The sequence below is a fragment of the Actinomadura sp. NPDC023710 genome (assembly GCF_040639875.1).
Taxonomy (GTDB): domain Bacteria; phylum Actinomycetota; class Actinomycetes; order Streptosporangiales; family Streptosporangiaceae; genus Spirillospora; species Spirillospora citrea.
In genome coordinates, this window is record NZ_JBFAGB010000006.1 from 83643 (window position 1) to 97934 (window position 14292).

General features: G+C 72.8%; 10 protein-coding genes. 3 read left to right on the plus strand and 7 right to left on the minus strand.

What is annotated here, in order from left to right; translation table 11 throughout:
* The first annotated feature begins 81 nt into the window (after nt 1-81).
* Nucleotides 82-4824, plus strand: coding sequence for a HEAT repeat domain-containing protein (locus AB0H37_RS09085; RefSeq protein WP_360612049.1), 4743 nt, complete (start codon nt 82-84; stop codon nt 4822-4824).
* Nucleotides 4825-4914: 90 nt separating this feature from the next.
* Here AB0H37_RS09085 and AB0H37_RS09090 read toward each other — a convergent pair whose 3' ends face one another.
* Nucleotides 4915-6624, minus strand: coding sequence for a serine/threonine-protein kinase (locus tag AB0H37_RS09090; protein ID WP_360612050.1), 1710 nt, complete (start codon nt 6622-6624; stop codon nt 4915-4917).
* 39 nt (nt 6625-6663) lie between these two features.
* On the minus strand, nt 6664-7128 hold the full coding sequence (locus AB0H37_RS09095; RefSeq protein WP_179834196.1) for a hypothetical protein: 465 nt from the start codon (nt 7126-7128) through the stop codon (nt 6664-6666).
* A gap of 236 nt (nt 7129-7364) precedes the next feature.
* Between AB0H37_RS09095 and AB0H37_RS09100 the strand changes: the two genes are divergently transcribed.
* Nucleotides 7365-8132 carry a phosphotransferase gene (locus AB0H37_RS09100; protein ID WP_360612051.1) on the plus strand — a complete coding sequence of 256 codons (768 nt, stop codon included), beginning with the start codon at nt 7365-7367 and terminating at the stop codon, nt 8130-8132.
* Between the two features lie 148 nt (nt 8133-8280).
* Nucleotides 8281-9387 (plus strand): epoxide hydrolase family protein, encoded by a 1107-nt coding sequence (locus AB0H37_RS09105; RefSeq protein ID WP_360612052.1) that lies wholly within the window; start codon nt 8281-8283, stop codon nt 9385-9387.
* 96 nt (nt 9388-9483) lie between these two features.
* Here the strand turns inward: AB0H37_RS09105 and AB0H37_RS09110 are convergent, their stop codons facing one another.
* The 5 genes from AB0H37_RS09110 to AB0H37_RS09130 are packed head-to-tail and all read right to left on the minus strand — an operon-like array spanning nt 9484 to nt 14289.
* Nucleotides 9484-9828, minus strand: a complete 345-nt coding sequence (locus AB0H37_RS09110; RefSeq protein ID WP_179834193.1) for a ferredoxin family protein — start codon at nt 9826-9828, stop codon at nt 9484-9486.
* On the minus strand, nt 9825-11399 hold the full coding sequence (locus AB0H37_RS09115; RefSeq protein WP_360612053.1) for an FAD-binding protein: 1575 nt from the start codon (nt 11397-11399) through the stop codon (nt 9825-9827). Before AB0H37_RS09115 ends, AB0H37_RS09110 begins: the two co-directional genes overlap by 4 nt.
* Nucleotides 11372-12343, minus strand: a complete 972-nt coding sequence (locus tag AB0H37_RS09120) for an ABC transporter substrate-binding protein (RefSeq protein WP_360612054.1) — start codon at nt 12341-12343, stop codon at nt 11372-11374. Before AB0H37_RS09120 ends, AB0H37_RS09115 begins: the two co-directional genes overlap by 28 nt.
* A 36-nt stretch (nt 12344-12379) precedes the next feature.
* The gene (locus AB0H37_RS09125; protein ID WP_329092426.1) at nt 12380-12724 is read right to left on the minus strand and encodes a ferredoxin family protein; all 345 of its coding nucleotides are present in this window, start codon (nt 12722-12724) and stop codon (nt 12380-12382) included.
* On the minus strand, nt 12721-14289 hold the full coding sequence (locus AB0H37_RS09130) for an FAD-binding protein (protein WP_329092428.1): 1569 nt from the start codon (nt 14287-14289) through the stop codon (nt 12721-12723). The genes AB0H37_RS09125 and AB0H37_RS09130 overlap by 4 nt, the downstream gene beginning before the upstream one ends.
* Nucleotides 14290-14292 lie beyond the last annotated feature (3 nt).

The following is a 14292-nucleotide window of genomic DNA, read 5'->3' on the forward strand; positions in this document are numbered from 1 at the left end:
TCACCTGCTCGTCATGAAGGCCTTCGCGGGGACCTCGCTACGCTGAGCGCCATTCCGTGATCTGGCTGGAGTTGATAGCGCATGACGTCGGTCGACGACGCGGTCCTCACCGCAATACGCCGCGCTGATGCGGACCGGCTTTCAGCCGTCCTCGACCTTGGGAAGTGTCCACCCGCCGTCCTGCAGCTCCTCATCAGGCACGAGGACCCGCGCCTGCGGGAACTGGGCCTCGTCTGCCTTGCCGAACGCCTTGGGTCGAGACGAGATGAGGACCGTTCCGAGCTGGCCGAGTTCGCGGCGTCGTTGCCTGGCTCACTCGATGGTCCGCCGGAGGCCGCGTTGGCCTTGGCGCACCTCTATCTCCGTTTGCGCGCCCACGTCCGGCCCCGGCCCTGGCCGCGGTGGCGCGAGGCGGATCTGCCGGCCCGTGTCCAGATCGCCTGGCTGAGCGCCGAGATCGCCGCCCGGCCGGAGACCCTACGGGGCGAACCCCCGGGCGAACTGCTCTACCAGGCCGTCCGCGGGATCGGCATGGCTGATGTGGACGCCCCCGAGAGCCTGGCACAGGAGTTGATGGACCGGCTCGATCCTGTGCTGCGAGGGGAGGCTCTGCGGCTGACTCGCGAGGCCGTGCACGCCGGCCTGCTGGCACCGGAACGAGCCCGGGCGCTCGTGGTGCGGCTCGCCGGGGCGATCGCCGGGGAGCCCGCCACGAGCGCTGCCGCGGCCGGTGTCGCCTCGGCAGCGCTGCGCGAGCTGTCCGAGCCCTGGGCCGCGCTGGATCCGCTCCCGCAGGAGCACCTGTACCGGTTCCTCGAATCCGGGTCCGGCGGCACCGTCTCCGCGGTGGCCGCCGCGGCGATCGAAGCCGCGGCCCACCATGGGCATCAGGACGTGCTCCGCGACGTGGCCGCGGACCGAAGCCGGCCCCACGGGCTCCGGCGACGAGCGCTGGAGCTGCTCGGGGACCTCGCGAGCCGCGACGACATCGGCGACCTCGTGGGCATCGCCGCCACCGACCCCCTCTTGCTGGCCGGGCCGGTCACCCGGTGCCTGCGCGGGCTGCACCGGCGTGGGCACTTTCCAGCAGGCGACGCCGTCCCGGCGATCGCGCGCTTGGCCATCGCCGACCACTCGGTGCCTGCGCACGAGGTCGCCACCCTCCTGTTCACGTGCCGGCACGAGACGCTCCGGGAGCTGACGGGGGCGGCTGCGGACGATCCGCACTGGCCGCGGCGGCTGGAGCTCCTGGTCGCCCTGGCCGCTCAGGGCACCGGGGACCTGCCGGTGGGCGAGAAGGTCACCGATCTGCTGCGCTCCGCGCCGGATCCGCGGCCGTTCCTGCGAGCGATCCGCGCTCTGCGCCATACGGCCGCCGAGGAAGCCGTCCTCGCCGCGCTACCACGGTCACCCGCGGCGGCGGTGGAGGCCCTCGAAGCCGTGGGCGGAGCGCGGACGGTCGCGGCGCTGCGCGACGGTCTGGGCCTGGACGGGCCGGACGGAAAAGGCGCTGTGGTGTCCTACCTGCGACCGGTACGCCGCCGGGCCCTGGAGGTGCTGTGGCATCTCACCGAGGAGCCCGACGGGCGACGGTCGATCCTGGTCCGGCTCGACCCGCAGGATCTGCCGAGCCGGATCGCCGCCGATCTCGGCGGCCCGGACGAACGGGAACTGGCGCTGGTCCGCGCCGGCCTGGAACCGGACGAGCCCGTGGCGGCCCTGTGCAGGCTGGCGCGCAACGCCGGCTCCGGCACCGTGCCGGCCATCGCCGATCTTCTGCTGCGGGTCGTGTCCGATCTCGCGGCGTCCCGGGCGCCGGGCGCGTCCGGAGGTGCCGGCGAGCCGGCGGTGCCGCAGGAGGTCGTCGCGGCCGTTCGTGACCTCGGCGGCCGCCTCCATGAAAGAGGAAGGATCAGGCCGCGCTGCCTGCTGGACGCCGCGGACGCGCGTGATGCCGGCGACGCGCTCGTCGCCGGCATCACGCTCGATCTGCTTGACCGCCCTGAGCTCACGGCGGCCGAACAGATGATCCTGCTCGGCCTGCTCCTGCAGACTCCTCATCGCGGAATCCGGGCACGGGTACATCCGCTGCTGCGCCACGGTGACCGCCATGTCCGCAAGCACGTGATCGCGCTCCTCGCCCGCGACACCGATGGCGAGGACGCCCAGGCCCTGTCGGCAAGCCTGATCCCGCTCACCACCGCCCCCGACGTGCAGACCGCGCGCCAGGCGCTGCTCGCGCTCGGGCACGTGCGCGCATGCTGGGCCGCGGCGGCGATCGCCGCCTGCCTCGACCACCCCAACATGAACGTCAAGAAGACCGCCGCGAACGCGCTGATCCGCGCTGGGGCCCCGGTGGCCGTGCCGAAGCTGCTGTTCTGGCTCGGAAGGCACGACAATCCGGGCCTGCGCGATGCCCTCATCGCGGCATCGCGCACGATTCTCGGCGACGCCTACGCCGCCACCGTCATCGCCACGGCCGACCGCGCCGCCGACGACCGCACCCGTGCCCTGCTGCTGACCGGACTCGACCGCTCACTGTCCGCCCGTGCCGTCGGCGCTCTGGCCGACCAGGGGTCGCCGGCCGGGGCGTCCCTGCTCTCGCTCGTCGCCGCAGGCCGGCTCACGCTTGGTTCGGGCACGGCCGCGGAACTGGCGGACCGGATGGCGGCACGCGGCATCACGCCGCCAGGCCGCCAAGGGCGGCCGGCCGCCCCGCCGGACGCCGACCTCGACGCCCTGGCGAACCGCGGCTGGAGCACCGAGATCGCACGGCGCCTCGCGGCACGGTCCGAGCGGGATCCGGGCGAGCTGACCGCCGAACGGCTGGGCCGGCTCCGGCCGATGCTGGAACGCTGGCTGGAACTGGCCGCCGAAGGGCCAGAACAGCGCGGCCGGGTCCTGCGGCTCACGTTGCTGCTCTGCCCCCCGCCGTGGACGGCCGGTGAGACGGAGGCCTTCGCCCGGTCGGTACGGACGCTGGTCGCGGGGCTGGCCGACGTCGATGATGCTCACCGCGACCGTCTTGTCGCGCTGCTTGAGGACGTCGTCGTGCGGCTGCCCTCCACCGGCAGGTTCGACATCGCCGCGCGCATTCGCGCGCTGCCGCCGGAGGCCTTGGGAGGCCGATCCGTGCTGGTGCTGCTGCGCCGATGCGGCGCAGTGCTGACCCGCGCCGATCTCGAACGGGCGCTGGCCGCGGCCCGCGCGGGCGCGAACCCGTGGCTGGCCGAAGAGGAGGTGTTGCGGGAGGCGTTCGGGCCGGCGGGACCGGTCACACCGGCCGCGCCGGGTGGCGGCAAGGAGACGGCCGGGCGTCTCGCCGCACGCCGGTGGGAGGACGCCCTCGCCGCGGCGGCCCGCACGCCCGACGCCCTCCGGCGATTCCGCACCGCGGACCGGCCCGTCGATCTCGCCGGTCCCCCGGCCGGTTCACGGGACCGGCTCGACGCACTGATCGGCGTCTTCGCCAACGCCGGCACCAGGACGCGCGACGTTCTGCTGGACTGGATGATCGAGCTGCAGCCGCTCGACGCACCATGGTGGACCATCACGGAGGACGCCCGCCGATCCGCACCGACCGACAGTGCCTCTCCCTCCATTGATCGGGACCGGCCCCGTTCGGCGATTCTGCATGAGCGCCTCCTGGAGCTGCTGGACGATCCCGCGCACGATCAACGCGAAGCCGCGGCCCGCGTCATGCTGAGCTGGCCCGAACCCCGATTCCGGCTGACGGTGCTGCGCGCCTTCCTCGACGGCCGGGTCGACCTCGCCGTCTCCGCTGATCTCGCGGAGGCCCTGACCCTCGTGAGCGAGGCCGAACTGCGCCGATCCGGTGACGGTGACTCCGGCGGCGAGGCGGTTCGCGAACGGATCGCCCGCGTCGCCGCCCATCTGGACCCGCCGGACCTGGAACGGCTCATCCCCCTGTTGTCGGCATGGTGGGAACACGGCGGCCCCTCCCTCCGCGCGTCGGCCGGGCGAGCCCTGCGCAAGGCGGACCCCGACGTCCTGGCCGAGGCCCTCTCCCCCCGCATCGAAACCGGAGACTGGGGCCTGCTCGATCTCGTCTCCGGCGTCGCGCTGCTGCGTACCCCCGCACTGGTGCGGGCGCATCGGCGGCTTCGGGAAGAGGGACGTCACGACCTCGCGGACAAGATCGTGATGGTGGACGGGCCGCTGCGCCATCCCGACGCGGCCCGGCAGGACGCCGCCGCCCTCTCGGCACTCCGCAGCCGAACCCGCGTCCCGGAAGCGGAGCAACGGCCTGCCCGAGCGGAACTGTTCCGCCTCGCCCGTACCGGCGGCCCCGAGCAGATCCGCCGGGCGCTGACCCTGCTCGCCGAGCATCACGACGACGACCCCGCCCGCACGCGCCGACACGGCGCGGACCGGCCGGCGGATCGCGATCCCGAACTCGGGGAGCTGCTCGCCGAGTCACTCGGCCATCCCGAGGCCAGAGTCCGGCTGCACGCCCACCGGATCTCCCGCAAGGTGATGGACCACGGGGACTATCTGGCACAGACCATGTCGCTGCTGGACGACCGGCAACCCGACATCGTGCGCTCGGCGGTCAAGACCTTGTGCCACGCGGCGTGGAAGCCGGCCATCCCGGCGCTGGTCGATCTGCTCACGCACTCCCACCCCGCCGTCCGGAGGGCCACCTCCGACGGGCTCGTTCTCGTCGGCGCGCCGGCGATTCCGGCCCTCAGGCACGCCGCCGGAAGGGCACGCCCGGACAGACGACACCTCTACACCGCCGTGCTGGAGAAGATCACGTCCACGATGACCACCGATCTGGAACCCAGGGGCCGGCCACGGTGACCGAGTGCGCGGTGCGGCGCGCCGATGGGCTGCGCAGAGCACAGCGCGTCGCCGGCCAGGAGGATCTCACAGGACGGGCCGGGGCGTCATTCAGTCCGCAGGACCCTGCCAGACCTTCAGGTCGATGGTCATGAACTCGTAGTCCTTGGCCTTGATGTTGATGATGCCGAGCAGGCCGGACTCGGTGTAGACGCACCAGGTCGTCCCTCGCCTGGGCTGGAAGAGCCCGTTCTCGATGTACCTGGTGTTGTCGTGACAGGTCTTGTAGGTCGCCGGCCGGCCGCTTCCGATGGGACCGAACTTGCTGTCGCCCCGGATGTTCCCGGCCAGGAAGTCCAGATCGCCGCCCTCGCCCTTCCGGGGGCGCTTCGGGTTCCCGGTGAAGTTGATGGTGTAGCCGGTGGAGATGTCGATCTTGGTGTAGTGGGCCAGGAGCGTGCCGGGCGGCTTCGCGCCCTTACCGCCTTTACCGCCGCCGGACCGCGGCGACGCGGTCGTCTTTCCGGCACCGTCCCCCGTGCCCGACTGGCCGGCCTTCACGGCGTACCCGAGGACGAGGAGCAGCGCGAAGAGGCCGCCGCCGACCAGCAGCAGGGTCTTGCCGCAGCCCGAGCCCCCGGAACGCCTCACCGGGTAGGGGGCGTGTGCCCCCGGCGGAAGCGGTGCGAGCATGCCGTGCGGGGGCCGAGGGGGCGCGCCCTGGAAGGGCAGCGTGGGCGCAGGGTGCGGGGGCGGAGTGGGCGCACCGTGCGGAGGCGGGGTGGGAGCACCGTACGAGACACTTGAAGGCGCGCCGTACCGGGGCTGTTCGGGCGCGCCGTACCGAGATTGTTCGGGCGCGCCATAGCGGGGCTGTTCGGGCGCGTCGGCAATGAGCGTGCCGGTGGGCGGCTCGGCCAGGACCCGGGTTGGGGCGGGTATCTCCGTATAGGCGCGAAGGTATTCGGTGACGGGCTCAGGTGGCCAGACCGCGGGTTGCGACGACTGCATGGCGGTGAGTTCGTCCAGCAGTTCGGCGTCGGACGGACGGTTCGCGGGGTCCTTGTCCAGGCACCGCTCGATGATCGGCCGCAGCGGCTCGGGGCATCGGTCGAGCCGGGGCGCCTCCTGCACGATGCGGAACATGACCGCCTGCGGGTCGCCCTCCCCGAAGGGGCTGAGCCCCGTCGCCGCGTAGTGCAGGAGGGTGCCGAACGCGAAGATGTCGACCGCGGTGGTGGCCGCGTCGCCGCGCACCTGCTCCGGCGCCATGAACTGGGGCGATCCGACGACGCTCCCCGTCCGGGTGAGCGGTGTCGCGTCGGCGGCGCGGGCGATCCCGAAGTCGATGACCCGCGGGCCGTCGTCGGCCAGCAGCACGTTGGACGGCTTGAGGTCCCGGTGCACGATCCCGGCCCGGTGAATGCTCTGCAGGGCCTCGGCGACCCCCGCCCCCAGCGTGGGCAGCGCCGACGGCGGCAGCGGCCCCGACTCCGCGACCGCGGCCGCGAGGGAGGGGCCGGGGATGTGCGCGGTGGCCAGCCAGGGCATCGGGCCGTTCAGGTCGGCGTCGATGACCGCGGCCGTGTAGAGGTTCTGCACGCGCTGCGCGGCGGTGACCTCCTGGGCGAACCGGCGGCGGAACTCGCGGTCGTCGGCGAACTCCGGGCGGACGACCTTGATCGCGAGCTTCCGTCCGCTCTGCGTGCCGGCGAGGTAGACCCGCCCCATCCCGCCGGCGCCCAGCCGGGCGAGGATGCGGTACCCGCCGATCTCGGCGGGATCGCCCTGGGCCAGGGGCTCGTACACCTGGTGCCGCACAGTGCCTCCGTCACATTCCGCTGTGTCTCGTACGGTCCGCTACTGCTGCCGCAACCATTTCTCGCTCTTGCGCCATCCCTCGCGGCAGGCGGCCAGGAAGGCGTCGCGTCCCGCCGGGAACGACCCGCCTCCCTCCACGCCCTGCTGGTAGGACTTCTCGCAGAAGCCCGACGGAGCGTTCTCACCCATGGTGGCGCGCATGCCCGCGGCCATCTGCGCCATCGTCGTGAACGTGTAGCGCTTGCCCTCCGGATCGATCATCACGATCTGCTTGCTGTTGGTGATCTTGGGGTCGGTGGGAGTGGCCCGCGGGGTCGGCGGGGCGCTCGTGGTCGGCACCGTGGAGGGCGGCACCGCCCCGGTGGTGCCCGTGGAGGGCGTGCTCACCGCGGGCGGCGGGGACGATGAGCCGGCCGCCGCGTTCTGGCCGTCGCCGTCGCACGCGGCGGCGCCGATGAGGACCAGGCCGCTGACGGCCAGGCGGATCGCGATCGTCTTGGACACGGGGAGCTCCGGGGAGAGGGGGTAACGGACGGGCACTGAAGAAACACGCGTCTGTCTGACGGCCGACCGGCGGGGAAAGGTTCGCACCATAATCGAGATTCGGAGAGTACTACCGTCCGTCCCATCCGCGCCGCCCTCGACGCGCTCCCCCGTCCTGGCTCCGCGGCCGGCCATCGGCCGATCGCACCAGGGAAAACCAGATGCGCGGGCCCGTGGCCGCGGGTTACAAAGCCGGCATGGAAGAGCAACCGCTGCCGGGTGGCAGGCACGTGGGCGGGGTCCGTATCGATGACACCGTGCACCGTCCCGCGAATCCCTGGACGTCCACCGTGCACGCGGTGCTGCGGCATCTGGAGACGGTCGGGTTCGAAGGCGCGCCCCGGGTGCTGGGGTACGACGATCAGGGGCGCGAGGTCCTGACCTTCTTGCACGGCGACACCATCGGTGAACGCCACCCCTGGCCGGCATGGCCTCATTCGGACGGGGCGCTACGGCAGGTGGCCGCATGGATGCGGCGGCTGCACGACGCGACCGCGACCTTCGTCCCACCAGAGGACGCGACCTGGTTCGCGGGGCAGAGCTGGCGGCCCGGGTCGGTCATCGGCCATCATGACGCCTCGCCGTACAACGTGGTGTGGTCCGAGGCCGACGGTCTGGTCGGGTTCGTCGACTGGGACACGGCCGGGCCCTCCTCACGCGAGTTCGACCTGGCCCACCTGGCACTGACCTGGGTGCCGCTACAGGCCCGGCACGTCGCGGAGTTCCAGGGGTTCACGGCGTTCGAGGACAGGTCCCGCCGCCTGCACCTCCTGCTGGACGGCTACGGCTACGACGGCGACCGCGGGGCCTTCGCCGGCATCGTCGTGGGCCGGGCCCGCCGTCAGGCGGCCATCATCCGGCACCTGGTCGAGGCCGGCCAGACCGCGCTGCGGCCGTTCGGCGAACAGCTGGAGCAGGCCGCAACCGAGATCGAGGCACTCCCCCACTCGTTCTGGCGCGTGTAACACCCTCACCCTGGCTCCACGGCGATCGCGCGTCGTCCCCTGTGCGCGACGGCGGCCATGCATTGTTGGCAGGACCAACGATGTTCTATATAGTTGGCTCGACCAACGTTGGCCTTGCCAATAAAATGGCGATCCCTGGAGTCAGAGCATGATCAAGCCGTTCCGCATCGATGTCCCCCAGGCCGACCTCGACGACCTGGCCGACCGGCTCTCCCGCACCCGCTGGCCCAACGAGGTCGCCGACGCCGGGTGGGACTACGGCTTCCCACTGGCGCGGCTCAGGGAACTGGCCGAGTACTGGCGCACCGGCTACGACTGGCGCGGGCACGAGGCCGGGCTCAACGAGCTTCCGCACTTCACCACCGAGATCGAGGGGCAGAACATCCACTTCGTCCACGTCCGGTCGCCGAGGCCGGACGCGCTCGCGCTGGTCCTCACCCACGGCTGGCCCGGTTCGTTCCTGGAGTTCCTCGACGTGATCGAGCCGCTGTCCCGCGACTTCCACCTGGTGATCCCGTCCATCCCGGGTTACGGCTTCTCCGGCCCGACCCACGAGCGCGGCTGGGACGTCGTCCGGATCGCGCGTGCCTGGGCCGAGCTGATGCACCGTCTCGGATACGAGCGCTACGGCGCGCAGGGCGGCGACTTCGGGTCGGGCGTCTCGCTGGCGCTCGGCGCCGTGGCGCCCGAGCAGGTCGTCGGGGTGCACGTCAACTACCTGCCGACCCGGCCGGTCCCGGACGCCGGCATCGAACTGTCCGAGACCGACGAGGCCCGGCTGGACAAGGTCAGGCGGCTGATGGCGAACCGTCCGCCCTTCCAGGCTCTGCAGGCCCTCACCCCGCAGACCATCGGCTACGCGCTGACCGACTCGCCGGTCGGCCAGCTGGCCTGGATCGCCGAGCGCTTCGCGGAGTGGACGGACCCTCGCTCGCAGATCAGCGACGACCGGATGCTCACCGACATCTCGCTGTACTGGCTGACCGCCACCGCGGCCTCCTCGGCTCGGCTGCACCACGACGCTCCGCGCCGGACCGAGCCGTGCCAGGTGCCCGTCGGGGTGGCGGTCCTCCCGTGCGACATCACGCAGTCGGTGCGACCGCTGGCCGAGCGGCTGTACGACATCAGGCACTGGTCGGAGTTCGAGCGCGGCGGCCACTTCGCCGCGATGGAGGTGCCGCACCTGTTCGCCGAGGACGTCCGGGACTTCTTCCTCACCCTCGCCAAGGACGATCACCGGGGCTCCGCCCGCTGAGACGCCGCCGGCCGCGAACTCCGGCCCGGAGGTTCGCGGCCGGGCGGCAGGCCCCATCGCCGGCCGGCCCTCCCAGCGGTGGCCGTACCCGGAAGGTCAAGGAGACGAACGGAGGCGTTCGGTGAAGATGTGGTTGCGGTCCGCGCGGCTGCCCGGGGTGCGGCCGCGGCCCCAGCCGACGATGCGGCGGTAGTCGCCGAACGCGTCGGCCAACGCGCCCTCGTCGGTGTGCGGGGAGCCCGCCGGTGCCGGGCCGGAGAAGGGCGCGACGTAGAGGGCGTCCGTCGGGCAGTGGGCCTCGCACATGAAGCACGTCTGGCAGTCGCTCTGCCGGGCGATGACCGGAACGCCGTCGGGGCCTCGGTCGAACACGTCCGTCGGGCAGACCTTGACGCACACGTCGCACCGCACGCAGCGGTCCGCGCTCACCACTTCGATCATGCCGGCGACTCCTGGGGTTCGGCGGTCGTCCACGGTTCGTCCAGACCGCCGACGAGGTACCGGTGCTCGTAGCGCGGTAGTTGCGGAAGGTTCTCCAGCCGGTGCATGCCCCGGGACTCGGGACGGGCCAACGCGGCGCGGTAGCTCCATCGGGCGTGCGCCGTCATCGCGGCGGCCGACCTCGCGCGGAGGCGTTCGCGGCCGGTTCCCGCGATGCCCTGGGACGTGATCCGTTCCCACAACGCGTCGAGGGAGGCGAGGGAGTCGCGAAGCCTGTCACGCGTCCGGAAGAGGTTGCGGTCGAGGGGCAGCACCTCGTCCTGCACGGCACGGATGACCGCCGCCGCGTCGAGCCGTCCCGGGCGCAGGCCCGCGCGTCCGGCCGGGACGGCGTGCGGACGCGCCCGGCCCACCGCGAACCCTGCGGCGCCGCGGCCGGCCCAGGTTCCCGATGAGATCGCCCATGCCCCGTTGTAGGCGCCCCCTCCGCTGACGGCGCCGGACACCGGTTCCCGCGTCGCGACGTCGCCGCCGGCGTACAGTCCGGGGACGGTCGTCGCGCAGTCGTCGCCGACGATCCGCAGGCCGCCCGTCCCGCGGACCGTGCCCTCCAGCACCATGCGCAGCTCGTACCGGTCGCGGAAAGGGTCGATCCCGGCCTTGTCCAGCGGCAGGAAGTAGTTCGGCTGGGCGTGCCGCATCGCCTCGTGGAGCTGCGGGGGCGCCTTGTCCAGCCGCGCGTAGACCTTCTCCCCCGCCGCGAGCCGCTCCGCGACGCGGATCCTGGCGCCGAGGGGATCCGGCACGTCGATCGGGGCGCCGCCCTCGGTGTAGTACGTCGCGAACTGCATCATCAAGCCCTTGGTGTGCGAACCGTGCGCCGGGGAGAACGCGTAGGCGCTGGAGAACTCCATGCCGGACAGTTCGGCGCCCAGTTCGGCGGCCATCAGGTGCCCGTCTCCGGTGTCGACGTTGGTGCCGAACGCGCCGGAGAGGAACGCGCAGCCGCCCGTGGCGAGGACGACCGCGCCCGCGCGGACGGTCCAGGTCTCGCCGCCCTTCTGGCGGGCGATGCCGGACGCGCCGGCCGCGACGCCCCAGTCGTCCACGAGCAGCCGCAGCGCGGGATGGTGGTCGAGGATCGTCACGCCCGATCTGTGCACACGACGGCGCATCCGCTTCATGTACTCGGGCCCCTGGAGGCTGCCCCGCCGCTCGACGCCGCCCTCGTCGACGGGGAACGGGTATCCGAAGGAGGCGAGGTCGTCGACGCGGCGGTAGGTCTCGTCGAGGACCCGCGCCATGACGCGGCGGTCGGCGAGCCGGCCGCTCTGCTCGAAGCGCTCGTCGACCGCCCGTGCCCGCACCTCCGCGTCCGGCGGGACGTACCAGAGGTTGTTGCCGCCCGACGCGGTCGGCCCGCTGGTGCCGCAGTAGCCCTTGTCCGCGAGGACGACCCTGGCCCCGGCGCCGGCCGCGGCGAGCGCCGCCCACGCCCCGGCGGGTCCGCCGCCGAGGACGAGGACGTCGGTGTCCAGCCGGGTCACGGCCTGGCCCCGGGCGCGAGCCACGAGTCGAGCGTGTAGTCCTTCTTGATCAGCGCCTGCTGGACGAGGAACGTCTTGGTCCCTTCGAGCAGCTTCAGCCCCTCCGCGGGGAAGGGCTCGTCGGGAAGCTGGTCCTTGAGCGTCGTCTTGATCGAGATGTCGGCGGCGTACCCGCCGGTCTCGGCCACGTACGCGGTGTAGCCGGGCCAGTCGGCCTTGGCGGCCTGCACGGCCTTGGTCTCGGCCTTCTGCCACACCTGGACGATGTCCTTGTGCCCTGCCAGGTACTTCTCCGTCACCACGGTGACGGACGTCCCGAGCAGGTCGGGATGGTCGCGGGACGCGATGTCGATCGACTTGTAGCCCTTCTTCTCCTGCGCGGCCTGGTCGGCGGAGACCAGGCCGCCCGCGTCGATCGAGTTCTTCTCCAGCGCCGCGATGATCGCCGGCGTGTACATGTGGATGATCTCTTTCGGCTTCACTCCCGCCTGCTCCAGCGCGCCGAGCAGGTAGCGGTGGATGTAGGAGCCGGTCTGGACGCCGATCCGCTTGCCCTCCAGGTCCTTGAGGGACGCGGGCCCGCCGTCCTTCTTGGCGACGATCGCGGCGTCCAGCCGGACGGAGTTGAGCGACAGCAGCCGGGTGGGCAGGCCCTGCCCCCGGCCGATCAGGGCGGGGGTGTCGCCGTACTGGCCGATGTCGAGGGAGCCTCCGGCGAGGGCCTGGTTCAGGTCGGGGCCGTTCGGGAACGTCGCGACCTTGATCTTGGTGATGCCGGCGGCCTTCAGCTCCGGCAGCAGCTCGCCGCGCTGGTCGAGGAACCCGACGGCGCGGGTCAGCTTGTTGCCGACCCCCGACCCGATCACTCCGATGCGGAGCGTTCCGGAGCCGCTGTCGGCCTCGGAGGAGCCGCACGCCGTCGCGGCGAGGACGAGGAGGCCGGCGGCCAGAACTCGGGGAAATCTCACGGTGTTGCCTTTCGCGGGGGTCTGTCGGGTCGTGTTTCAGGAGGTGAGGGGGGCGCCCGCCCGGTTCAGCGACGGGCCGATCGCGAGCCTGGCCCCGGGGGTGCGTCCGCGGCCCCAGCCGATCTGCGCGCGGTAGGCGCCGAGGGTCCCGTCCGCGGCGAGCGCCGCCTCGTCCGGAGGCTCCGGCAGCGCGTGCGAGCGCGGGTCGACGAACAGGGCGTCGACCGGGCAGTACGCCTCGCACATGAAGCAGGTCTGGCAGTCGCTCTGCCGGGCGATGACCGGGATGCCGTCCGCGCCGCGGTCGAATACGTTCGTCGGGCACACGTCCACGCACTTGTCGCAGGCGATGCACCGCTCCCGCGAGACGATCTCGATCACGACGCCACCGCCTCGGCCTCCGGACGCGTCCAGATGTCGTCGAGGCCGCCGGTGACGAGCCGGCGGTGCTGGGCCGGGTCCTGGTCCGGCAGGTCCTGGCGCTTGTGCATGCCCCGCGTCTCGGTGCGGGTGAGCGCGGCGCGGTACATCCAGCGGGCGTGCGCGGTCATCGCTGCGGCCGAGCGCGCCCGGACGATCCCGGCGCCCTCCTCGCGGAGCGTGCCGCGCAGTTGCCGCCACGTCCGGTCCAGGACGTCCAGTGCCGGGGTGAGGCGCCCGCCGTGCCGCAGCAGGTTCTTGTCGTAGGGCAGCACCTCGGCCTGGACGGCGGCGACGTAGTCGGCGTGGCCTCCGGCCGCCGGGCCCTCCGGGCGGACGCCCGCCTCGCCGAGGGCGTGCACGGTCCGCGCTCCGGCTCGTCCGCCCAGTCCGGTGGCGTACCGGGCGGCGCCCTGCCCGGCCCAGGTGCCGGACGACATCGCCCACGCGGCGTTGTGGCTCCCGCCGCCGGTGAAGCCGCCGCAGATCAGCTCGCGGGTGGCGGCGTCCCCCGCCGCGTACAGGCCGGGCACCGTGGTGGAGCAGTCGGCGCCGGTGATCCGGATGCCGCCGGTGCCGCGGACGGTCCCCTCGGCGAGCAGGGTGACGGGGAACAGGTCCGTGAACGGGTCGATGCCCTGCCGGTCGAACGGGAGGAAGAAGTTCGCCTGCGCGAGCCGCATCGCCCGCTGGTCCTCGGGCGTGGCCCGGTCGATGCGGCACAGGACGGGTTCGCTGAGCAGCGTCCGGGCGATCACCGACCGTCCCCGCTGGCTGCCCGCCCCTTCCAGGACGGTCCCGTCCGCGTGGTAGAAGGTGGCGAACGAGTAGAACGCCGTCTTGGTCACGGACGTGAAGGCCGGGGCGATCGCGTAGGCGTTGGAGAACTCCATGCCGGACAGCTCCGCGCCCGCCTCCGCCGCGAACAGGGCGCCGTCCCCGGTGTTGACGTCGCAGCCCAGCGCCTTGCTGAGGAAGGCGCACCCGCCGGTGGCGAGCACGACGGCGCCCGCCCGGACCCGGAACGGCCGGTCGTCCCGCAGGTGGTACCCGGCGGCGCCGGCGACGGCCCCGGCGCCGTCCGCGAGCAGTTCGGTGAGGGGGCTGTGGTCGAGGACCCGCACCCCCGACCGGCGGACCCGCACGCGCATCCGCCGCATGTACTCGGGGCCCTGCAGGCCGCGCCTGATCTGGCGGCCGTTCCCGTCCTCCGGGAACGGGTACCTGGAGATCTCGGCCAGTTCGTTCATGTTCGCGTACGTCTGGTCGAGGACGCGGGCCATCCACCCGCGGTCGGCGAGGTATCCGCCGAGGGCCTCGCGGCTGGCCATGGCCGCCTCCCGGGCCTCCGGCTCCGGCTCGACGTACCAGACCCCGGTCCCGGCCGACGCCGTCGCGCCGCTCGTCCCGAGGTACCCCTTGTCGGCGAGGACGACGTCGGCGCCGGCCTCCGCCGCCTTGATCGCGGCCCACGCGCCGGCGGGGCCGCCGCCCGCGACGAGCACATCGGCGGTCAGGTCGGTCATGAT